The 22096-nt window shown below is 61.4% G+C and carries 20 protein-coding genes; 8 read left to right on the forward strand and 12 right to left on the reverse strand.

The features are described from left to right. Window positions 1-7: 7 nt before the first annotated feature. The 4 genes from QQK18_RS17065 to QQK18_RS17080 form a co-directional block, all read right to left on the reverse strand. Complete coding sequence (locus QQK18_RS17065) at window positions 8-1216, reverse strand: ABC transporter permease (protein WP_284341568.1); 1209 nt, start codon at window positions 1214-1216, stop codon at window positions 8-10. A 4-nt stretch (window positions 1217-1220) separates the two neighbouring features. After that, window positions 1221-2204 carry an ABC transporter permease gene (locus tag QQK18_RS17070; protein ID WP_284341569.1) on the reverse strand — a complete coding sequence of 328 codons (984 nt, stop codon included), beginning with the start codon at window positions 2202-2204 and terminating at the stop codon, window positions 1221-1223. 31 nt (window positions 2205-2235) lie between these two features. Further along, window positions 2236-3336 (reverse strand): mandelate racemase/muconate lactonizing enzyme family protein, encoded by a 1101-nt coding sequence (locus QQK18_RS17075; RefSeq protein WP_284341570.1) that lies wholly within the window; start codon window positions 3334-3336, stop codon window positions 2236-2238. A gap of 89 nt (window positions 3337-3425) precedes the next feature. Continuing rightward, complete coding sequence (locus QQK18_RS17080) at window positions 3426-5330, reverse strand: ABC transporter substrate-binding protein (RefSeq protein WP_284341571.1); 1905 nt, start codon at window positions 5328-5330, stop codon at window positions 3426-3428. Window positions 5331-5521: 191 nt separating this feature from the next. Between QQK18_RS17080 and QQK18_RS17085 the strand changes: the two genes are divergently transcribed. Beyond that, entirely contained in the window at window positions 5522-6421 is a 900-nt protein-coding gene (locus tag QQK18_RS17085) for a LysR family transcriptional regulator (protein ID WP_284341599.1), read from the forward strand. Between the two features lie 479 nt (window positions 6422-6900). Further along, window positions 6901-8040 (forward strand): Gfo/Idh/MocA family protein, encoded by a 1140-nt coding sequence (locus tag QQK18_RS17090; protein ID WP_284341572.1) that lies wholly within the window; start codon window positions 6901-6903, stop codon window positions 8038-8040. A 35-nt stretch (window positions 8041-8075) separates the two neighbouring features. Here the strand turns inward: QQK18_RS17090 and QQK18_RS17095 are convergent, their stop codons facing one another. After that, window positions 8076-9005 (reverse strand): LysR family transcriptional regulator, encoded by a 930-nt coding sequence (locus tag QQK18_RS17095; RefSeq protein WP_284341573.1) that lies wholly within the window; start codon window positions 9003-9005, stop codon window positions 8076-8078. Window positions 9006-9143: 138 nt separating this feature from the next. On the opposite strand from QQK18_RS17095, the gene QQK18_RS17100 reads away from it, so the two are divergent. The 6 genes from QQK18_RS17100 (at window position 9144) to QQK18_RS17125 (ending at window position 15043) form a co-directional block, all read left to right on the forward strand. Beyond that, window positions 9144-10433 (forward strand): ABC transporter substrate-binding protein, encoded by a 1290-nt coding sequence (locus tag QQK18_RS17100; protein WP_284341574.1) that lies wholly within the window; start codon window positions 9144-9146, stop codon window positions 10431-10433. Between the two features lie 71 nt (window positions 10434-10504). Next, complete coding sequence (locus QQK18_RS17105) at window positions 10505-11626, forward strand: Gfo/Idh/MocA family protein (protein ID WP_284341575.1); 1122 nt, start codon at window positions 10505-10507, stop codon at window positions 11624-11626. Between the two features lie 55 nt (window positions 11627-11681). After that, the gene (locus QQK18_RS17110) at window positions 11682-12773 is read left to right on the forward strand and encodes a Gfo/Idh/MocA family protein (protein WP_284341576.1); all 1092 of its coding nucleotides are present in this window, start codon (window positions 11682-11684) and stop codon (window positions 12771-12773) included. Next, entirely contained in the window at window positions 12766-13971 is a 1206-nt protein-coding gene (locus QQK18_RS17115) for a Gfo/Idh/MocA family protein (RefSeq protein WP_284341577.1), read from the forward strand. The genes QQK18_RS17110 and QQK18_RS17115 overlap by 8 nt, the downstream gene beginning before the upstream one ends. Continuing rightward, the gene (locus QQK18_RS17120) at window positions 13968-14342 is read left to right on the forward strand and encodes a VOC family protein (RefSeq protein ID WP_284341578.1); all 375 of its coding nucleotides are present in this window, start codon (window positions 13968-13970) and stop codon (window positions 14340-14342) included. Before QQK18_RS17115 ends, QQK18_RS17120 begins: the two co-directional genes overlap by 4 nt. After that, the gene (locus QQK18_RS17125) at window positions 14339-15043 is read left to right on the forward strand and encodes a 3-keto-disaccharide hydrolase (RefSeq protein ID WP_284341579.1); all 705 of its coding nucleotides are present in this window, start codon (window positions 14339-14341) and stop codon (window positions 15041-15043) included. The genes QQK18_RS17120 and QQK18_RS17125 overlap by 4 nt, the downstream gene beginning before the upstream one ends. A gap of 303 nt (window positions 15044-15346) precedes the next feature. Here the strand turns inward: QQK18_RS17125 and larB are convergent, their stop codons facing one another. Genes larB through QQK18_RS17160 form a run of 7 tightly spaced genes read right to left on the reverse strand, consistent with a single transcriptional unit; the run spans window position 15347 to window position 22089 of the window. Then, window positions 15347-16006, reverse strand: coding sequence for a nickel pincer cofactor biosynthesis protein LarB (gene larB / locus QQK18_RS17130; protein WP_284341580.1), 660 nt, complete (start codon window positions 16004-16006; stop codon window positions 15347-15349). Beyond that, window positions 16003-16770, reverse strand: a complete 768-nt coding sequence (gene larE, locus QQK18_RS17135; protein WP_284341581.1) for an ATP-dependent sacrificial sulfur transferase LarE — start codon at window positions 16768-16770, stop codon at window positions 16003-16005. Before larE ends, larB begins: the two co-directional genes overlap by 4 nt. After that, window positions 16763-17938 carry a nickel pincer cofactor biosynthesis protein LarC gene (gene larC / locus QQK18_RS17140; RefSeq protein WP_284341582.1) on the reverse strand — a complete coding sequence of 392 codons (1176 nt, stop codon included), beginning with the start codon at window positions 17936-17938 and terminating at the stop codon, window positions 16763-16765. Before larC ends, larE begins: the two co-directional genes overlap by 8 nt. Before the next feature lies 1 nt (window position 17939). Further along, on the reverse strand, window positions 17940-19235 hold the full coding sequence (locus tag QQK18_RS17145) for a nickel-dependent lactate racemase family protein (RefSeq protein WP_379995556.1): 1296 nt from the start codon (window positions 19233-19235) through the stop codon (window positions 17940-17942). A gap of 27 nt (window positions 19236-19262) precedes the next feature. Continuing rightward, window positions 19263-20303, reverse strand: coding sequence for a TolB family protein (locus QQK18_RS17150; RefSeq protein WP_284341584.1), 1041 nt, complete (start codon window positions 20301-20303; stop codon window positions 19263-19265). A 5-nt stretch (window positions 20304-20308) separates the two neighbouring features. Then, window positions 20309-21190, reverse strand: coding sequence for an ATP-binding cassette domain-containing protein (locus tag QQK18_RS17155; protein ID WP_284341585.1), 882 nt, complete (start codon window positions 21188-21190; stop codon window positions 20309-20311). Beyond that, window positions 21190-22089: an ABC transporter ATP-binding protein gene (locus QQK18_RS17160; RefSeq protein WP_284341586.1), complete on the reverse strand. Its 900-nt coding sequence runs from the start codon at window positions 22087-22089 to the stop codon at window positions 21190-21192. Before QQK18_RS17160 ends, QQK18_RS17155 begins: the two co-directional genes overlap by 1 nt. Window positions 22090-22096 lie beyond the last annotated feature (7 nt).

The raw sequence follows: 22096 nt of genomic DNA on the forward strand, positions 1-22096 counted from the left end.
CGGCCCCCTAATTGTGCGAGTAGGGATCGGCCGCGTCGCGAAGGCCGTCGCCGAGGAAGTTGAGGGCAAGCACGGCGATCACGACGGCGACCCCCGGCAGGATCAGCCACGGAGCGGTGGCTACCGTATTGACGTTCTGCGCCTCCTGCAGCAGCACGCCCCAGCTGACGACAGGCGCCCTGAGGCCGATGCCGAGGAAGGACAGTGCCGTCTCGGCGAGGATCATTTCGGGGATAGCCAGCGTCGTCACTGCGATGATGTGGCTCATGAACGCCGGCAGCAGCTGTCGGGTGATGATGCGGAACTCGCTGACTCCGTCGAGGCGGGCAGCGGTGACAAAGTCCTCGTTCTTGAGCGACATCACCTTTCCGCGCGTCTCGCGGGCGAGGGAGGTCCAGCCGATGAGCGACAGCAGCACGGTGATCATGAAGTAGACCGCAAGCGGGTCCCAGGTCAGGGGGATCGCCGCGGCCAGGCCCATCCATAGGGGGATGGTGGGCATCGAGCGCAGGAACTCGATGGTGCGCTGGATCGCGTGGTCGACCCGGCCGCCGTAATAACCCGAGAGACCCCCTAGAATGAGGCCGATTACAAGGCTGACCGCTACGCCCACCAAGCCGATCGACATCGACACACGTGTGCCATGGACGATGCGGGAAATATTGTCACGCCCGAGACGATCAGTGCCAAGCAGGTAGAACGGCTGGCGCGGCTCGACCGGACCGATCAAATGGATGTTCCACTCGAAGAGCCCCCAGAAGTGATAGGTGTCGCCTTGGACGAAGAGGGCGATCGGGATCACCTTCTCGGGGTCTTCAACGAAGGTCTTGCGGTAAGTGCGGGGGTCGGTTTCGAAACTGTAGTCATGGACGTGTGGCGCGAAGCCCGATCCGTCCTCGGCAAAGAAGTGGATCGCCATGGGCGGTGCGTACTGGTGCCGGCCCGAAGTGCGGTTTGGGTCCTGCGGCGCGATGATCTCAGCGAAGGCGCCGACGAAATAAATGAAGGCGACGATCCAGAGGCTGACCACGGCGGCTTTGTGCCGCGAAAATTTCCAGCGCATGAGCTGCCACTGGCTGGCCACGTCGACCACGGTGCCGGCATCCGACTCCGCGATATCGTCGGCAACGGAGTTGCGGGCCGCGACGGTCGGGAGCGTGTCGCCCTTGGTGCGGGGATGCGTTTCGGGCACGGCGCTGGGAAGCTCGGTTGTCATGGCCTTACTCCAGCCGAATACGCGGATCGAGGATGGCAAGCAGGATGTCCGAGACGATCGTGCCCACCAGCGTCAGAACCGAGAGCAGCAGGATGAAACCACCAGCGAGGTACATGTCCTGGCTCTGCAGCGAGGTGAGCAGCAGCGGCCCCACCGTCGGCAGGTTGAGGACCACCGAGACGATCACCGCGCCGGAGACGAGGCTCGGCAGCACCCATCCGACGGTCGAAACGAAGGGGTTGAGTGCGATCCGGATGGGGTACTTGAGGATCAGCCGCACCTCCGAGAGGCCTTTGGCGCGGGCCGTAGTGACGTATGGCTTGTTGAGCTCGTCGAGCAGGTTGGCGCGCATGATGCGGATCAGCTCTGCCGTGCGCGCCGCGCCGATCACGATCATCGGGATCCAGAGGTGACTGATGAGGTCCCAGACCTTTGCCCACGACCACGGCGCGGTCCGATATTCCGGGGAGAACAGGCCGCCCACCGACTGACCGAAGTAGCGAAAACCGATGTACATCAGCACGAGCGCGAGGAGGAAATTGGGGATCGCAAGCCCAATGAAGCCGATAAACGTGACGATGTAGTCGCCGATCGAGTACTGCTTGACGGCCGAATAGACGCCGATCGGGAACGAAATTGCCCAGGCAAAGAGCAGCGTCGCGAGCGACAGCAGCATGGTGAACCCGAGCTGGTCCCAGATCAGTTCCGCCACCGGGCGCTTCCACTGGAACGAGTAGCCGAAGTCGCCTTCCAGGAGGATGCCGCTGATCCAGCGCCAATATTGAATATAGAGAGGCTGATCCAGCCCGAAGCGCCGCGTAAGAAACGCGATCTGCTCCTGGCTGACGTCGCTGCCCTGCTGCATGCTGGCGACGAGCGTGGTGAGGAAGTCCCCCGGCGGCAGCTGGATGATCACGAACGCCGCGACGGAGATGAGGAACATCATCACCACCATGGCGACCAGCCGCTTGGCAATGAAGTGGATCATGCTCCTGCCTCCTTGCTGGTGGCGTGACTCGTCAAGCGAGGCGTTCCGCCGTCTTGAGGAAGTCGGGATCGGGATCGAGCGCCATGCCCGGAACGTCGGGGCAGGTCACGGTACCGTCGGCATTCACGGGAGCGGTATGGAGGAAGAAATCCGGTGTGCCGGCGGGTTTGGGGTAGTATTCCAGCATCCGGGCGTTGGGAATTGCTGCGAGCAGGTTCAGGTGCGCGAGTTGTTCGCCATGGGGGCAGATGTCCAGCCCGTTGGCATCGGCCATCGCGGCGATCTTGAGGAACTCGGTAACGCCGCCGGTGTATCGGGCGTCCGGTTGCAGGATGGAGATTGCCCCGGTCGCGATCAGATCGCGGAAACCATGCTTGGTATACTCGTTCTCGCCGGTCGCAATGGTGACGCCGGTCGCCTCGAACAGGCGGCGGAATCCCTCGTAATCGTCGGGCTGTACCGGCTCCTCGAACCAAAAGATGTCCTGGTCCTCCAGGCGGCGGGCGAGCGAGATCGCATCATAGGCGCGATAGGCGCAATTGGCGTCGATCATCACTTTGATGTCTGGACCGACGGCATTGCGAACGGCGCGCACGCGCTCGACATCTTCAGTGATCGAGACGGCTCCGACCTTCATCTTAACAGCGCGGGCACCCATTTCGACATAGCCCACCATTTCCTCTGCGAGCTCCTTGAGGCCCTTGTCCGGCGCGTAGTACCCCCCGGCGGTGTAGATCGGGATATCGGTGCGGTAGCCACCGACGAGCTTGTAGAGCGGCAGGCCCGCTACCTTACCCCTGATGTCCCACAGTGCGGTGTCGATCGAGGAGAGGGCACGCGTTTCCATGCCGCGCCGCCCATAGAGCTTGGGCGACCAGAGCTCTTTCCAGATCGCCTCCGTCATCAGAGGATCGCGACCAATCAGCTTCTTGGTGAACTGTTCGCGAAAGGCACGCTCGGCGGGGCGAGGGCGGCCGATGCCGTACCCCGTGATGCCCGCGTTCGTCTGCACTTCGACGAAGCTGATCTCATGATTGGTGTAGGTGTGGAGCCCGTTGCTGATGGGAACATCCCGCTTCCACTTATACTCCTTGACGTCTATGGCAGTGATCTTCAGTCCGGAGGCAGTCATCGGTAGGTCCTGAATGGCTTCTGGTAGAGCGGCGGCAGGGTCGCATGGCGGGAGTGCGCCGTGGCACACTCCCGGTACCTTGGGGGTGGCTACTGAGCGCCGGCCGCGTACTGCTCCACCTGCGTCGGGCCTGGGAACAGGGGCGCCGAACTGGCATAGGCCACCGAAGGCACGTTTTGCAGGCGATGCACGCCGATGCCGTTCACCGGCAGGCCAAGGCCAAGGATGTTGAACTGCTCCTTGTGGATGGCGAGGATCTGCCGGTAGAGGTCCGCCTGCTTTTCGAGGTCGGGCTCAACCTGCATCTGCTCGTGAAGCGCGATCACGTCCTTCATCCACTGCGGCGGCTCCTGCGGGTCGGCGCCGCCGACAGCCCAGTGCACCCATCCCGTCATCCACGCGGAGTCGGCGTTGAGCGGCACGTAGGCACGGGGGAAGACGTACGTGTTCATCGAGGCGCCGTCGCCGTCATCCACTAGGACATGGTGCTCGTTGGCGTTGCGCAGCGTATCCTTGGCGGCCTTCTCCAGCGAGCGGGACTGTACGTTGAAGCCGATGGCGCGCCAGTCCTCCTCGAGGAAGGGCAGCATGTCGACATAGGGCTGGCGGTCGGCACGCGTGGTGATCACGAAGTTGATCGGCTGGCCGTCCGGGGATAGGCGCCACCCATTGGCGTCCCGCTTATCGTAGCCCGCCGCGTCGAGCAGCTGGTTCGCCATCTCGGGGTCGTACTGAGTGAACTGCGTGCCCATCTCCTCGTCGTAGAACTGCTTTTCTTCGGGACGCGGCGAGATCTGGTGCGGCGTTCCCTGGCCCGCATAAACGATATCGATGATCTCCTGCCGATCGATAGCGACGCTCAGCGCGATGCGCACGTCACGGTTCGAGAACAGGGCCTTCAGCACCGGGTCTCGCGCCGTCTGGTTGAGGTGGATCTGCACCGGAGATGCCGCCGCCCCATTGACGATCTCGAAGAACTTGAGACCCGCCTTCGCTTCGTTGTCGAACATCACGGCGCGGTTGGCCGGCGTGTTGACGTAGCGGGCGTTGTAGTCCACCTCACCGTTTAGCACCTTGAGCAGCATGACTTCGAAGTCCTTGACGACTTCAATTGTCGAACCGTCGAGGTACGGCAGCTGGTTTCCCTGATCATCGATCTTCCAGTAGTAGGGGTTGCGCTCCATGGTGATGATCTCGGTATCGTCTGCGCGCCGCGTGTACACCCAGGGTGTGATCACCGGCTTTTCGAGATTATTGTAGATGTTGTGTCGCTCCATGAACCGCTCTTCCCAGTTCGTGAAGCCGGCGGCGAGCGCCTCTTCTTCGGCGTTCGCGTTGAAGTCCGGGTGGAACTGTTCCATGTAGTGGCGCGGGTATGTCGCGAGCCAGATGCCGCTGTTGGTGGCGAGCTGGAGCGGCAGCATCGACTTGGAGCGGCCAAAGGTGAACTTCACGGTATAGTCGTCGATCGCCTCGACCTTCAACTCATCTTCGGCCGTGAGAAAGCCCAACCGGAACAGGGGGTCGATATTGTCGTTGAACTGCACATGCTCGGCCCAGAACACGATGTCGGCGGCGGTGAATGGCTCGCCGTCCGACCACTTCATGCCCTCGCGCAGATCGAAGATGTACTCCGTGGCATCGGCGTTGACCTCGTATCCTTCGGCTATGTTCGGGAGCACCTCGCTCATCTCGTTGTTCCAGCGCATCAGCGGCTCGTAGTGGTAGAAGGTCTGGAGCCACGACTCGTCGCCCGCGCCCTGGTAGACCTGACGCAGATTGCCGCCGTAGGTGCGGACGCCGTCTACCGGCACAATGACCATCGGTTCGCTGCCGACGCGATCGGCGACCGGGGGCAACTCTTCCATGGCGTCGAGCATGGGGGCCTGGGCGATGGCCGTCTGGGCCAGCACGGAAGGTGCAATCAGGACAGAACTCAGCAGTCCGGCAAGGACCACGTGCGAATAGGCAAGTCGTCGCGCGAAGCGTCTCAAGGTATCCCCTCCCTGGATGCGGCGCGGCGGTCGCTTTCGACCCGTCCGCGCCTTAGGAAGGTCCTCCGCCTTCCCAACTATGACTCATAGGCAGGGATAGGGATGTCGTCTAATCATCAATAGTAAGGACTCGATGACCTGAGGTTATTGCTACGATGTCTCGCTACTCCAGTCGCATCAGTTTGCGTGAGATGGAGATGATCCGCGCCATCCTTACGTACGGCACGATGGCAAAGGCGGCGCAGATGATAAACGTCTCCCAGCCGGCAATCAGCCGTATGGTCAAGCAGGCCGAGGACCGTACCGGCCTGCAGTTTTTCGAGCGCCGCGGCTCAAAGCTAATCCCCACGCCCGACCTGACGACACTGAGCCGCGAATTCGAAAAGGTGTTCGCGAGCGTCGACCGCGTTCAGGCGTTGACCTTGGCCCTCGGTGCCGGCCTCGGCCGCCCTATACACATCTCGTCCATGTCGGTTCTGGCCGAGACCATGCTGACTCCTGCGCTTGTCGATCTGCGCCGACGGCATCCACAAACGCCAATTGCCGTCAGGCTCAATCATCGTCCTGGCGTCGAGCAGGAGGTCATCCGAGAAGAGTCGGATCTGGGCCTTGTACATGGCATTGCACAGCATGATGCGCTCACCGCAATCAGCCTATGCAGCGCCCACGTGGTATGCCTGATGCACTGCGACCATCCGCTTGCCGCATGTTCCGAGCTCGGTCCAGGCGATCTCGCCGAGGAGCCCCTGATTTCGATGGGCCGCCTATCGCCGCTCAGCCAGCAAGTCATCGACGCCTTCGACGCGGCCGGCATTGCCCGTCGGATCAGCATTCAGATCGCGGATTCCGGTCTGGCCGCGCACTTCTGCGCCAGCGGTCTCGGCCTTGCGCTGCTTGATCCATTCTTCCTCAGCTCTGGCCTGCCCGAGCATCTTGTCATGCGGCCTTTTACCCCCACCATTCAGATCGAATGCTTTGCGATCCACTCGAACCGCCGCGTCCTACCGGAGCTCGAGGCCGACCTCCTCGAGAGCCTCCGGGCCGCCGGAGCACAGTGGGAACGCAGGTTTCGCGAAATGTTGGCCACCTAGAGAGCGAGATCAAGGGTACTTGACGTAACCGTAAGTGGCCGCGAGTCTTGCACGCGTCGAACGATTGGTTAGGGCCACTTTTGGCCTCTGGCACCCGGTAGTCGTTTGTCCGCTTTTTTGTTGCTTCCTCCCCCAGTAGCGGACGGCAGGCTTCCGGCCCCACTTCCGTCAGTGGATCGATCGAGGACCCCTTGCAGAAGGCGGCCGTAGTCGGAATCCTTCATACTGGCGGCTAGCACAAGCACGATGAGGCGCAGGTGAACTTCGTCCTCGGCTGACTTATTCGGATCGTCGCATCCAACCAAGACGCTCGCTCGTAGTAGCTCCAGCGCCCCGCGGATGCCTGACCAAGTCGTTTGGGGAGCGCGTCCGCGAGAGCCCAGAGTTCCATAATCTGACGTTATGTTGCGGTTCCCAATGTGAATTGGACGTACCGGGCCGTACGACCTAGCTCTTCTCACAAAAGCGGAGGGCATGTCGTGAGACGATATCGTGCAGGAGCTATTGGTGACACCGGGCACGTTGATAACGCAGGCCGGTACCTAGGTTTCGACGCGAGCCACGGCCTTCATTTGCCCTACAAGGACCTCGAACAATTCGAGATGACTGCCGTTGCCGATCACGACCCATCCGCGAGAGCGCACGGCATGGACATCACAGGCGCCCTTCGATCCTATTCTGATTATCGCGAGATGCTCGCCACGGAGCGGCTGGACATCGTCAGCGTCTGCTCGCGGCAAGCAAGCCGCCATGAAGAGATGGTGCTCGCTGCTGTCGCCACTGGTTGTCATGTGTTCGTGGATAAGCCGTTTACCGTTGATTTGGCATCCGCGGACCGGATTGTTCACGCTTGCGATGCGGCCGGGGTAAAGCTCGCCGTTGCGCATCAAAGTCGGTATCTGGAGCCCTTCCTGACGGCCCATCAAATGCTGCTTGCGGGTGAGATCGGTTCTCTGGTGACCATGCGAGGTCGCGTGAAGGAAGATCACCGGGGTGGTGGCGAGGATGTAATCTGCTGCGGGGTCCACATCCTCGACCTGATGCGGATGTTTGCCGGCGACCCGCAATGGGTATCGGCCTATGTCAGCGTAGAGGGTAGGGCGGTGACGAAGGCGGACGCCTATGTACCAGTGGACTGCAACGGTCTTGTTGCCGGAGACAGGACCGACGCTGCCTTCGGGTTCGAGGGCGGCGTCATAGGTCACCTCACCTCAGTTCGTAACCAGCATGATTGGGGAGAGCGCTGGGGTCTGACTCTCGAAGGTACCCGAGGGGCGGTTTCGTTGCGCATGTTCAACGACCTTTCGTCGCCTTCGAAACTCAGCATCAGTCGGAAACGATCGGTCCCGGAGGAGGCTGGTCCGTTCGAAATTCTTGAGGTCCCACTTGAGCCCGAAGTTCCGGGTGCCGTTCCTGCCAACACCGGTTATCCGCCACTGAGAGGCAACAGGCAGGCGGTTTTTGACCTGATGAAGGCGGCCGAAGAGCGTCGCGAGCCCAAGTCCAGTGCACGGGATGGACGATGGACGCTTGAGATGGCGCTTGGCATTTATCAGTCACACCTCAGCCAGCGCCGAGTGGCCTTACCTTTGGCAGATCGCTCTCACCCGCTCGAATAGTTGGCCGGTTTTGGAAACGGGACGGTTGCGGGTGCCTAAGCGGGCACCGCATTAACGCGCATCAGCGTTTCTACAAACTCCTGGTCTATCGGCGGCCTCTCTTCGTCGGCGCGGGTGATGATGCCATAATCGTCCAGACCTGCGGGAACGGTTATCGGCAGGCGCCTGATCCGCCCCATCTTGATCTCGGATCTAAGGAGGACAGAAGGAAGACTCGAGATCATACCAGCCTCCAGCACCAGCTGCATTGTCGCATGTACCGACGTCGTTTCCACCAAACTCCTCGGGGCTCCTCCCTTGGAAGTGAAGAATTCTTCCATGAGCAGCCGCAGGGGACTAGTGATCGGCTGGAGGACCCAGGACTCCTCCAACAGGTCTGCAGTGGTCGGCTCGATCTGCGCCAACGGGTGATCGGCGGCGGCGAACAGCCAAATTTCCTCATTGCCGAGGGCCGCGAACGTAGTAGCCGACGACGTTGTTTCCGAGCGCCGCCCGATGACGATGTCGAGCCGTTGCTGCAGCAGCGCAATCACCAGCTGATCGCTCGTTCCGGTCATTAGTCGGATGGTGACCAAGGGCCGGAGTTTTTTCATGTCGGCTATCGCCGTCGGAAGGAGCCGGTGAACCACCGACGTTATCGCTCCAACGCGCACGACGCCGTGACCCCCCTCGCGCATCACGCGGGAGTCATCGAGAAACTTGACGGCCTCGTCGATGGCGCGATGCGCGTAGGTGACGGCCAACTGGCCTACCTCGGTCGGCCGCATTCCTCGGGGAAAGCGCTCAAAGAGCCTGGAGCCGACGATGTCCTCAACCTCTTGAAGCATTTTTGTGGCGGCCGGCTGCGTCATCACCATCTGCCGCGCCGCCGCATTGAGATTGTGGGTCCTGCCGAGCACAGAGATCAACTGAAGTTGTCTGAAGCGCAGTCGAGCCATGGCGTTGTGATAGCGGGAGTGGAACATCGATAACCTCAGGTAATAACAACCTAGGAGAAACTCATTAGACGGCTATCGCTGTGGGGTCTAGCCTGAACCTGCGTTTGGGCTGGTGACCATGAGGAGGCCTGGCTCACCTTCTGCCGGCGCGGATGGGAGGAGAAGATGACAATCAATACCAACAGACGCACATTTCTGCTCGGCAGCGCGGCAACGATCGCCGCCGCTGGCATGGGCGTCCGGGCTACTCTTGCGCAGGAAGCGACGGTCCGCATGTTCTGGTGGGGATCAGCGCGACGCAATGAGCTTCAAACGGCGATCAACACTCTCTACGAGCAGCATTATCCGAACATTGCGATCTTGGGCGAAACGGCAGCCTTCAACGACTATTGGCCGCGCCTTGCAACGCAGGTCGCGGGTGGCAATCCGCCCGACGTGATCAACATGGACTATCGGTATCTGGCCGAATATGGCGGCCGCGGAGTATTGCTTCCTCTGGACCAATATGTCGGGGGTGCTCTGGGTGTTGCTGACTTCGGACCAGGTCTTGATGGCGGGCGGATGAACGGCACTCTCTACGCCGTCCCCTGCGGGGTGAACACGGCTGCGATGGTCGTGAACAGGGGCGCCTATGAGGAGGTGGAACTGGAGCCGCCTTCCGCGGCGATGACTTGGACGGAGTTCTCCGACAACGCCGTTGCCCTGACGGAAACGACCGAAAGGCCCCACTATTATGGTTCGAGTGACGGCAGCGGCAAAGAACCGGTGCTTGAGGTCTGGCTGCTTCAGCGAGGAAAGTCCCTCTACACCACCGAGGGACAACTCGGATTCACCGCCGAAGACGCAACGGAGTGGTTCCAATTCTGGCAGGATCTACGCGAGCGGGGCGGCTGCCCACCGCCAGATGTCGTTGCGCTTGATCTTGACACATTCGAAACCGGTCTCGTGAACACCGGCTATGCTGCGCTGAACTTTGCGTTCTCGAGCAATCTCATCGGTTATCAGTCGCTCAATCCGGAGCGATTGACGTTGGCGACTTACCCAGTACCCGATACCAACCCACAGCCGGGCCACTACCTCAAGCCAGCCATGCTGTTCAGTCTTGCGGCCGAAACGCAGGTCGTCGAGGAAAGCCTCGACTACCTCACGTTCCTGCTAACCGATCCAGAAGCCACCAAGATCATGGGGCTGGAGCGGGGAGTGCCGCTTTCTCCCGCAGTGCAGGAGAATATCGCCCCGACCCTGGACGATCAGCAGCGCGAGATGCTCGATTTCATAGCCAATCTCGACGATACGGTCCTCGCCGATCTACCGCCGCTGCCGCCGCAAGGGGCGGGCGAGGCGGAGACAATCCTCTTGCGCATCAGCGAGGAAGTGGGTTTTGGCGTGACCACGCCGGAAGCGGCGGGCGAACAGCTCGTCAGCGAAGTCAGCGCTACGCTCCAAAGGGTGTGACGCGGTTGTTCCTCCCGGACAGTGAGCGCCTTGGGCGCTCACTGTCCACCCTCTTGTTCTAGGAGTTCCTCGTGAACGCTTCACGGATCTATCGAGCCGGCGCAATCGGTCACACCGGATTTGGCGACTATGGTCACCTACTGCACCTCCCGTTCCAGCATATCCCGAACGTCGAAATGGTCGCCATCGCGGATCCCGACGAAGCGGGGCGCGAGAAAGCGATCGAGGAGAGCGGAGCAGAGGCCGGGTATGCCGATTACCGGGAGATGCTGGAAAAGGCGCAACTCGATATCGTCAGCGTCTGCCCGCGTGAGTCAGCCGAGCACAAGGACATGATCCTTGCCGCCATTGCCGCAGGCGTACATGTTTACAGCGACAAGCCGCTCGCAGTGGATGTCGCTGAATGCGACGAGATCGTGGAGGCCAGTGAAAAAGCCGGTGTGCGGGTAGCCGTGGCCAAGCAGAGCCGTTACGTCGAGCCCTTCCTGACCGCTAAGAAACTGCTGGAAGTCGGTGAGATCGGGGATCTCGTAACCATGCACGCCCGCGGCAAAGAGGACCACCGCGGTGGCGGTGAAGATACCCTGGTACTCGGCGTCCATATGATGGACCTGATGCGTTGGTTCGCGGGCGACCCCCAGTGGGTGTTCGGGCGCGTCACCAAAGATGGGCGGGAGATCACCAAGGCGGATGCCTTCCAGCCGACCGAGAGAAGCGGCCCGGTCGCCGGCGATGCCGTCCACGCTATGTACGGCTTTGAGAAGGGGGTTATTGGTCACTTCGTCAGCGCTGCCAACCAACACCATCGTGGAGATCGATGGGGTTTCGTCCTGGTCGGCACCAAAGCGAGCATCGCCATTCGCTTTTTCATGGACATGGAATCCCCCTCAAAGATGCGGATCACCCAAGCCAATATGGTGCCCGAAGAGGCTGAGGGTTGGGAGCCGATCGACGTTCCACCGGAGCCGGTTGTTCCCGGCAGCCCGCCGCTGGCGACCGGCCATCCGCCCACGCGCGGCAATCGCCTCGCGATCGCCGATCTCATTCGAGCCGTCGAAGAGGATCGCGAACCGCTAGTCAGCGCCCGAGATGGGCGTTGGGCCATGGAAATGGTGCACGGTATCTATTGGTCGCACCTAAGTGGCTGTCGCGTGCCGTTCCCCCTCGAAAAACGCAAACACCCTTTGATTTGATTACTGCGCTGCATCGCTCCACCGCCGCAATCCGCCAGCTCAACAGGTTGGATATATGAAGACCCTTCGTTACGTCATCGTCGGCATCGGGGCCGGCATCCTCTCCCAGCACAAGATGGCGCTTGAACTCGGTTCGTTCGAGCTCGTCGGCGGCATGGATGTCACCGAGAACGGACGGCTCCGGGCCGGGGAGCTCCGAGTTCCGTTCTATGACGATCTCAACTTGCTGATATCCGAGACCCGACCCGATGCGGCGGTGATCCTGGCACCGCACCCGTTCCATGCAAAGCTTGCCATTCAGCTCCTGGATGCCGGGGTGCATGTGCTGGTGGAAAAGCCGATTGCTGTCCGCACTTCGGAGGCCGATGCGATGATCGAAGCGGCAAAGCGCAACGGACGCAAGCTTGCGGTCAATTTCCAGCATCGGGCTCGTGGCGAGATACTGACGCTCTCGCGCCTGATCAAGGAAGGGCAACTGGGCCAGGTTCAGACAATCCATATGGTCGCGGCGTGGCCAAGGACCACGTTCTACTACAAAAGCGGGGCATGGCGCGGCACGTGGCGCGGTGAAGGCGGCGGCGTGCTGATGAACCAGGCGCCGCACAACCTGGATCTATGGTGCTTCATGTTCGGGCTGCCGAAGCGTGTCTTCTCCTGGACGCGCAACCTCATGCACGACATTGAACCGGAAGACACCGTGCATGCGATTTGCGAGTGGGAGAGCGGTGCACTGGGATCGCTCCATATCTCCACAGCCGAGGCCGGCCGCATGGAGACGCTGGAGGTGGTCGGCACTAAAGGCTCAGCCGTTGTTTCGGGCAAAGAATTGATCTTCAGGAGCTTGAAGGAGGACTTTGCCCTAACCGCCAAGACGAGCGCCGAAGCCATCCCCATCATCACGGCCGAACTCGGCGAAATGCAACTTCAGCCAGGCGACGGCCATCACCTCGATGTCTATCGCAACTTCCACGACGCCATAGTGAATGACGCCCCTCTGTTGGCTTCCGGAGAGCAGGGGCGCCAGTCACTTGAACTCGCCAACGCCATGATCCTCTCGAGCCACGAGAACCGACCAGTGGAGCTACCGCTCGATCGCAAGCGGTATGACGAGTTGCTCGACGAACTGATCGCGAAAAGCAATGATTGAAGCAGCTGTTATCGGAATTGGCGGGTTCGGTGCCATTCACGTTGCCGATTTGAAGCGACAGGCGGAGAAAGGCCGTGTTCGCTTATCGGCCGCGGTCGTACGCAACCCAGAACGGCACGCGTCTGCCTGCGCAGCCCTGCGGGACATCGACTGCACGCTCTATACGGATTGGCGGGCGATGCTGCACGAGCGGGCAGGCAAACTCGACCTTTGCACCATTCCGACGTCGATCCATACGCACGCAGCGCTCACGATTGCCGCTTTGGAGGCAGGTGCAAACGTGCTCGTCGAGAAACCGGCGGCGGCGACCCTCGGCGAGATCGACGCCATGCGCGCGGCGGAAACCGCTGCTGGGCGGTTCGTCGCGGTCGGCTTTCAGGCGCTCTACGATCCGGTGACGTTATACATCAAGCAAGCACTGCTCGATGGGGCCATTGGCGATATCCAGTCCATGAGTTGCATGGGCATGTGGCCGCGGTCTGATGCCTACTACGCGCGTGACTGGGTGGGTACGCTCAAGCTCGGTGAAGCATGGGTGCTCGATTCACCCTTCAACAATGCGATGGCGCATCAGGTCAATCTCATGTGCTTCCTCGCCGGGACCGAATTGGGCGAGTCCGCAAACCTGAAGAGTACCGAAGCCAACCTCATGCGTGCTCGTGACATCGAGACCACCGATACGGTTGCCCTTCGGATCATCACCTCGACCGGCGTTCCGATCCACTTCTTTGCCACTCATTGTTCTCACGAAAGCGTCGATCCCGAGTTCGTCATCCGAGGCAGAAAGGGGACGATCCATTGGACTCTCGCAAACGTTCGGCTGCAACGGCGCGGGCACGGTGCCGAGGTTTTCGAATGCCTCAAGGGCCCGCCTCTACGTGATGCTCTGATGGACGCGGTTCTGGAGCGAACGGCTGGTCACGACCAGTTCGTCTGTGGCCTCGATATTGCCGCAGTGCATACGCTGTGCGTTGCAGGTGCGCACTTGTCCGCCACGGTTCACCCATTCCCGAAAGATCTAATCTCACGCACGCCTGCCGGTGAATCGTTCAACACAGTGATCAACGGTATCGACGGAGTTATACGTCAGGCATTTGAGCAAGAACGCTTATTCAGCGAAATGGACCTGCCCTGGGCCGTTCCGGGCACGGCGGTCTCGCTCGAGCAGCCGGGGACGATTACCGAGGCTTATCGATGAGGATCGAGCACCTCGCCTTCAATGTTACCGCGCCATTCGAAATGGCCGACTGGTATGTCGCACATTTGGGCATGCAGATCGTCAAACGCGGCGAGACGGGCTGCTTTCTCTCCGACAAATCCGGGATGTTGCTCGAACTCTACGAAGATGCGGCAGCCCCGGCACTTGATGGTTTTTCCTTTCCGCCCGCGACCTTCCACCTGGCCTTCGCTGTTGACGAGGTAGAGAACCTGCTAAGAGCGCTAGTTAAAGGGGGCGGCCGGCAGGAGGGGACCCTGCGCACCTTGCCCAGCGGCGATCGTTTGGCCTTCGTGCGTGATCCATGGGGATTTCCGTTGCAGCTCGTCAGCCGAGCCGGTGCAACACCATGACCGTCTTCGACGACCTGACCAGCTTCGAGCGGATCACCCCCTCAGCCGGTTTTCCAGGCTGGAGCGAACTGCCATACACGTTCACCTATCCGCCCGCCTGGTTTGCCGATTTGGAGCGACGGGGCGTCGATCTCGCGAAGCTTAGGACAACGCAACTAGATCCGCCCTCGCAATGGTCGGTCGACGAGAGTACTGGAATCCTCACGTGCCTAGGAAATGGCCCCCACAGCTGGCTGCGATTTGACCGACCCATGCGTGACTTTCGAGCGCATGTGGAGTGGCGGTTCGTCAAGCTGGAGCGCCCTGCGCTCTACAATAGCGGCGTCTTCGTGCGCAACGACCCCGCACGCAATATCTTCACCCAAATCGAGACCGGTTTTGATCGTCGAACAGCGGGGTTCTTTTTCACCAAAAAATTCGTCGAAGGCAATAAAACGGCCGTCTATGGGCTGCGCCCGGCAGGAGAGAACCAATACGTGCCCTTTGATCCCTTCGATCCCGACATACCCAACCTCATTAATCCTGCGGGCGAGTGGAACACCTATGACATCGCGGTAGTCGGCCGCGAGGCGAAGTTGTGGACCAACCAGGTGCACAACAGCCTTTTTACCTGTGAACTCGACGAAGGCTATTTCGGCCTCGAAGCCGAGATGCATCACATCGAATTCCGCAATATCGCCATCAGCGAGCATCCACGATGAGCGCCGGTGCGCAAGCTTCGCCTGACCGGTGCGATTGTTCACGCGGCCGAACTTCCGTCTGTCGTTGACTGCGGCCGGCATGCTTGCGCCCCGGCCATTGGTTCGAGATGCCCGACAGACACTTCAGGCTGGGCTACGGCTGGCCGTCCTATCAAGAGCTGCAAGCTGGACTGGTTGCGATATCGGGAGCTCTGCGAACGTGACTTTTTGGCACCTGCGATAACGGGCTAGACGGCGAGTTCTCGCCCGCCGCGGAACCGGACAGGCTACGACATCCAGTGGCGGTTCCCGCGGCAAGTGCCGTCAGCTGTGCTGACAGATGCGCATCATCTTGATAGCGGCGGCGGCGGCGCCGAATCCATTGTCGATGTTCACCACGACAACGCCTGGCGCGCAGGTCGCGAGAGCCGAGGATAGGGCCGCGTGGCCGTTGGCGGAAACGCCATAACCGATCGAAGTCGGCACGGCGATGACCGGCGCCGCGATGAGCCCGGCGAGCACGCTGAACAGAGCGCCCTCCATGCCCGCAGCGGCGATCACGACTCTGAACTGTCGGATTTCCTCGAGGCGCGAGACCAGCCGCCACAACCCCGCGACACCGACATCTGCAACAATGGGAGCGGCGTATCCCATGAATTCCAGCGTTGCCGCTGCTTCGTAAGCAATGGGCGTGTCCGAAGTGCCCGCCGTAACGATTCCGATGCCGGACTGAAGTGTTGTCGGGGGCACGCTGGAACTTGCCGTTTGCGACCTGTCGGACCTGGCCAGCACGCTTTGGACCTCTGGGCTGAGACGCGAGAATACCTCCTGCGTGAGCCGCGTCAGCAGCAACGGCATCTGCCGTTCCGTCGCGGATTGAACGATAGCCTCTATCTGCGCCACGCTCTTGCCCGAGCAAAACACCGCCTCCGGAAAGGAGGTGCGTTTCGTGCGCTGCCAATCGAGCTGGAACTCCGCGATCATCTAAGGAACATAGCCCCCTGCCGATAGCCGTGGATGCCGACAAGGACGCGGCCTTCGGCGCGGCACCGGCTTGCCACCACGAGCTCGATCCGATCCCTCATCGGCATCGCACCATCATCGAGTTCGATCTCAATCCCCTGGCGGGTCACCCGGCAGCGAACATTTGAATTCGCAGGACACAGCGCTCGCACAGCGACTTCCACGGCGTCAACAAAAGCGAGGTCGTCGGCCGAGATGGCAATCCCGGTCTCAATCCTGCTGGCGAGGCATGGTTGCGCCGGCAATTCGGCAACTGCATCCAGTCCCAGTTCGCGAGCCAGACGTCGAACAGTTTTTTTGTCCATTCCCGCCAGGACATAGGGGTGGATGACTGAGCTCTCCGAAGCGGCAGCGAGGCCAGGCCGGAAGTCGGCCAAATCGTCCTGATTCGTTCCCGAGGCTATAGGAGCATTGGAGATGCTGCGAATGCGTTGGTAGAGATTTGTTTTGCAGAAGTAGCAGCGGTTTGCCGGGTTGTCCCGGTACCGCGGATCCTCGAATTCGCCCGATCCGATGATATGCAGCCGCCAGCCCTGCGCTTTGGCCATGGCTTCTACCCGCTCGGTAGCAGCGGGCGGTACGGCGGGAGAAACGGCATGTACCATCATGACGGTTCGGTCCAGCCGATGGGCAAAGCTGGCAAGCGTCATGCTGTCCACCCCGCCGCTGGTGGCAATGACCAGCCCGGGATGTTCGATGATGACGCTGGCAAGCCGCTCAGACATCGCCAGGGGTCTCCGCAAGAGCGCGATTGCGGCGGCGCTGGGCGAGCGAGTGGCCAGCAATATCGTCGTTTTCGGCCTTGATCGTCACCTCGCCGCCGGGACGGCCGACCGACTTTGTGCGCACACCTCCCGACGCCGACAAGCTGCGGGACAGCGTGCGGCGAGCGGTCTCGTGCCAGCGCAGTCCAATTGTAGAGGTCAGGCTGAGGCACGCATCCATGATCGCATCGGCCGAGCAGGGCGTGGCGAGGACCTGAAAAGCCGTCATCGGTCGTTGTTTCTTGCCCAGCATATGCCCGACTGTCACGTCCAGTACGCCGGGCGTCGTGCGCAGGAGGTCCGAGGCTGTGCCGATTTCCTCTCCGGTCATGTCATCGACTTCGAAGTTGATGACCGTAACCCGGTCACCGTCGGCCTCGTAGGTGTCGAAAACCAAGGCTCTCAATATGTTCGGCATCCCCTTGAGCTCGCGCGTGCCGGCCCCCGTGCCCGAGCACGTCAATCGCCCCTCGCCGCGGCCAGTCGAGCGGGCATCGATATATTTCAGAATGGCAGCGCCCGTGGGCGTGACCCGCTCGCCGTCTATGGCGTCATCGCGGAACGCGAAGCCCTCGAGCAGCCGCGTCGCGGCCGGCGCGGGTACCGGAAGCATTCCATGTTGGGTTCTGACCAGGCCGCCGCCACGCGGCAGAGGCGACACGGTCCACCGAGCCACCCGAAGTGCGGCGATTATGCTGCCAGCAGCGACGACATCGAGCAGGGAATCCCACCCGGCAAGTTCATGAAAGTGCACTTGATCGACCGGAACGCCGTGGATGGCGCTTTCCGCCTCGGCCAATAGCGTCAGAATGCCGACGGCGTGTCCCGCCGTGCCGTCGGAAAGCTCGAGCATTGCAATAGTCGCACGTAACTCGCTGAACTGCGCTGGCGCCTGGCCGAGTCTTGTGCCGGCCAGCGCTGCGCCAAGGCTGGGTCGCAGGCCAAACCGCCTGCAGGCGATGGCGCCGCTGGAGCCTGTGGTGAAAACGGGGACGCCGGCCATTGGCGGCACGGCTGCGCATGCATCTGCCAGTACTCGGTCTTCGAGGCTCGGGAAGGCGTCAATCATCGCGGCAACGAACATGTCGCCTGCGATCCCTCCAACGGCGTCGAGATGAACATGCATCATGTCATGGCGCCCGAAATAGCGGGACGACGTAAGGTCCCTCAGGAATGATGGCCACCGATCCATCACCCTGCTCGGCTATCGAGTTGGCAATGGCGTCATCGAGCGAAGGAACCACTTCCACCGCTGTTAGCGTGGCGTCGGCCGGTGAGAGGCCCGGAGCGTAGAGCTTGATCCGGCCGATCCGAAGCGGCCGGAGCTGCATTTCGGTTTGCCACTCATCGACTTCGGCGAGCGTTCTGGCAGTGAGTGTTGCTAGGAATTTTTCAGGTCCCAGTTCGACAAGGCGTCTTTGTGCGTTGGCAAATTCGGTGCTGCCCATTCCCTCGGAACACTGCGAGGCAACGATCAGCGTGCCACCGGGTGCAAGGATGTCGAGCGGCGTCACCATGCTCTTGATGGTCTGGTAGTAGGTTTTGTCCAGTGGATAGCCGCCCGAGGAGGTGACGACCGTCTGGAACCGTCGCGGCACCGGGATTTGGGTGGCTGCCGCAATGAAATCGACTGCAGCCAGGTGACTGGAGATGATCTCGCCGAAATTGACGAAGGCCAGCCGCCGCTCTCCATCGATAACTGTATTGATTGCGTGGATCTCGCCGATACGGCGGACGATCTCGAGCTGTTCCTCGTGCAGCGGATTGCCGACCAGGTTGCACTGGATCGCCAGCGGGTCTTCCATGAAGCGAGCAGAGTGAAAGGTGCGAATGGTTTCGTGGCCGGCGACGCCCGGCGCCACCACCTTTCTGCCGCCCGACCAGCCCGCCATGAAATGAGGTTCCACCAGCCCTGTCGCCAGCCGCAGTTCGGCATTGAGAAAATGGCGATTGACGCTGATCGGCGTGTCGCGCCCGGCAGTGTGGCCAAGATCGATCAGGTCATCAGGATTGCGGGCGTCATGGTTGAGCACACGAACATGCTCCAGCACCCAGGGGTCGCCAACCAGTTCGGCCAGTTCCTCTCCGAGGTTGGGCCGATGCAGTCCTGTCGCAACGAGAATGATGATGTGGTCGAGCGGGATGCCGGCCATGACCATCGTTTCCACCACCGGGCGCAGAAAGAGGCGATTGGGTACCGGGCGGGTGATGTCGCAGATCAGGATGCAGGCACTTTTGCGGCCCAGGGCCAGTTGTGCCAGGGGCGGCGCGTTGACGGGCGAGTCAAGCGCGTCGAGCACCGCCTTGCCCGGATCGGCGTAGACCGGCAGCCTGGCCTTTCGGATCACCGTCGGCTGCGCACCCTGCGGCAGGGTGATCGGCAGGTCGCCGCGACCGAACACTAAACTGAGAGCTTCTTGAGACAACATCGCCTCTTTCGTCCGAGGCCTGCATTAGGGCCGCCGCGGATATTCCCAATGTTGCGCTGCCTCGCTGGCGTGCCAGGCTTCCAGATCCATCAGACCCAAACCGCGCGCCGTGCCCGACACGTCGGTTCGTTTGTTGGTCATGAACGCGAGCCAGCGACCGTCCGGGCTGACATTGGAGTTGCTTGTGCGCCAGGGCGCGTGATCGAAGGCCTGCGTCATGCGCACACGTCTGCCGCTGCCGTCGAGCTTGAGCTTCCACAGATCGACTGGGGGGTATTGGTTCTCGACGTCGCCCGAGGACTCCAGGCAGATGTGCTCGTGGTCGGGGAAGATGCCCTCGCACTCATTGTGCACGCGGTTCTCGTCGATATAGGTCACCACCTCGCCGGTGTTGATCTTGACGCCCTTGACCACGCATTTCCAATCGCCGGATGGAGTCTGCTCGTTGCGGCCGGAGTGCATGCCGATGTATTCGGCCATGATCACTTCGCTGTCGCCGTGCCGGAAATCCTGGGGTTCGGGACGCACGTCGCCGGTGGCGCGGTAGATCACCCTGTCCTCGCCCAGGTGAGCACGACCGCTCTCGTCATAGACGATCTCCGTCACGTGGCATTCGTGCTCGAGGCCACCATCGAGCTTGGTGTCGTGATTGCCGTTCATGGCGTAGGTGATGCGGTTGGCGAGCGTGGAGACGCCGCATCCTTCGAAGATTGCCCGACCGAGGCGATAGGGGGCCGTCTTGGCCTGCCTGTCCATGATCCACAGTTCGGATTCGACGCCGCGACTGATCTTGTCGTTCTTGTACTCGGCGGGGCCGATTAGCAGGTAGTCGCCGTTTGGCAGGAACAGCACACGCAGGAAGCTGTGGTGGTCACCCAGATTGTGGGTCAGCTGGCGCACCTGCCGGGTTTCGAAGTCCATTTCGCTGACGTCGCCGAACGCCTTGTCGACGAAAGCGATGCGCTTGCCGTCGGGAGACCAGTAGGGCCGGGCGCCATAGTCGAGAAGCTTGCTGTGAAACGGAGGGGGATTGTCCAGAAAATGGCTTGGTTCTTGGGTGTTCACGGCTGTCACTCCTGCGTTGTGTCGGGCGATGTTTGCTGGCGAACCAGCCGGCGAAGGCGGGGATCTGGAATGGGCACCGCGCGCAGGAGCGTACGGGTATATTCATGCTGCGGATGCCGGTACATCACGTCGGTATCGGCCAGTTCGACGATGTCGCCCTGCGACATCACCGCCACTCGGTCGCAGATATCCTCAACCACCGACAGATCGTGCGAGATGAACAGATAGGTGAGTTTGAGCTCTGCCTGCAGTTGCTTGAGCAGTTCGAGCACTTGCGCCCGGATGGAAACGTCGAGAGCGGACACGGCCTCGTCGGCAATGACCAGGCGGGGCTCGAGGATGAGTGCGCGTGCGATGTTGATACGCTGGCGTTCACCGCCGGAAAAGGCATGGGGATAGCGCCGCATCTTGTCCGGCGACAGGCCCACGCGCCGCACCATTTCGGCCACGCGGTCCTCCAGTTCCGTCCCCCTGGCGATGCCATTGACCCGCAGCGCGTCACCGATAATGTCCATCACCCGCATGCGCGGATTGAGTGAAGAGAACGGGTCCTGGAAGATCATCCTCACATCGCGCTGCATGGCTCTCAAACGGGCGTCGTCCATGCTGCAGACATCGATGATCGAGCCGTTGCGGCCTCGATACAGGATCGCCCCTGCATCGACCCGATGGATGCCGATGATGCAGCGGCCCAAAGTGGTCTTGCCGGAACCGGACTCTCCCACGAGGCCAAGCGTTTCACCCTCGATGATGTCGATGTTGATGTCACTCAGTACCCTGAGGACCGGGGCCCTGGGCTTGCGCAGGCGACCCGAACCGCTGGGAAAGTGCTTGGCCAAACCGCGCACGCTGACGAGGGCACTGGCAGGCATGTTCTGCTCGTCCATCATGCATCCTCCGGTTGGACGTCGAAGCGCGTCATCTTGGGTACAGCGGCCAGGAGCTGCTGGGTGTAGGGATGCTTCGGGTCGTGGAAGATGGCATCGACCGGACCGGTCTCGACGACTTTGCCATAGCGCATGACCACCACTTCATCGGCGATCTCGGCTACGACGCCGAGGTCGTGGGTGATGAACAGCATCGACATGCCATTCTCCTGTTGCAGCGAGCGCAGCAGGTCGAGGATGCGGGCCTGTGTTGTTACGTCGAGCGCCGTGGTCGGCTCGTCGGCGATGAGCAGGGCGGGTGAGCAACAAAGCGCAACCGCGATCATAGCCCGCTGGCACATGCCGCCCGAGAGCTGGAAGGAATAGGAGCGCATTCGCTCTTCAGGGCGCTTGATTCCGACCCTGTCCAGCAGGCCGATGGCCATCTTCCACGCATCGCTTTTGCCGATCTCGACGTGCAGGCGTATCGCCTCCACGAGTTGGTCGCCAATGGTGTACATGGGCGAGAACGAGGCCATAGGTTCCTGAAACACCATCGAAATCTCGGGTCCCCGCATCCTTCGGAGTTGCTCGGAAGTGGAGCCAAACCGAGCCAGGTCGATCGCCTGCTCACCCAGGACCGTTTCCCGAGAGGATCCGGGGGCAATCTTGCCTTTGCCGGAAGCCGGCGGGCGGCCGTGCCAGAGGACGTTGCCAGCCACGATGCGCCCGGGCTTGTCGATCAGCCCCATGATCGAACGTGCCGTGACCGATTTGCCCGACCCCGATTCACCGACGATGCAAACGGTACGCCCCATCGGCACGGCGAAGCTGACCCCGTCGACCGATTTCACCACGCGGTCGTCGAGTTGATAGTGGGTGTGCAGGTCCTTGATTTCGAGCAGGATATTGTTCGTCATGGACCCC

Source organism: Devosia nitrariae (genome assembly GCF_030160115.1).
Classification (GTDB): domain Bacteria; phylum Pseudomonadota; class Alphaproteobacteria; order Rhizobiales; family Devosiaceae; genus Devosia; species Devosia nitrariae.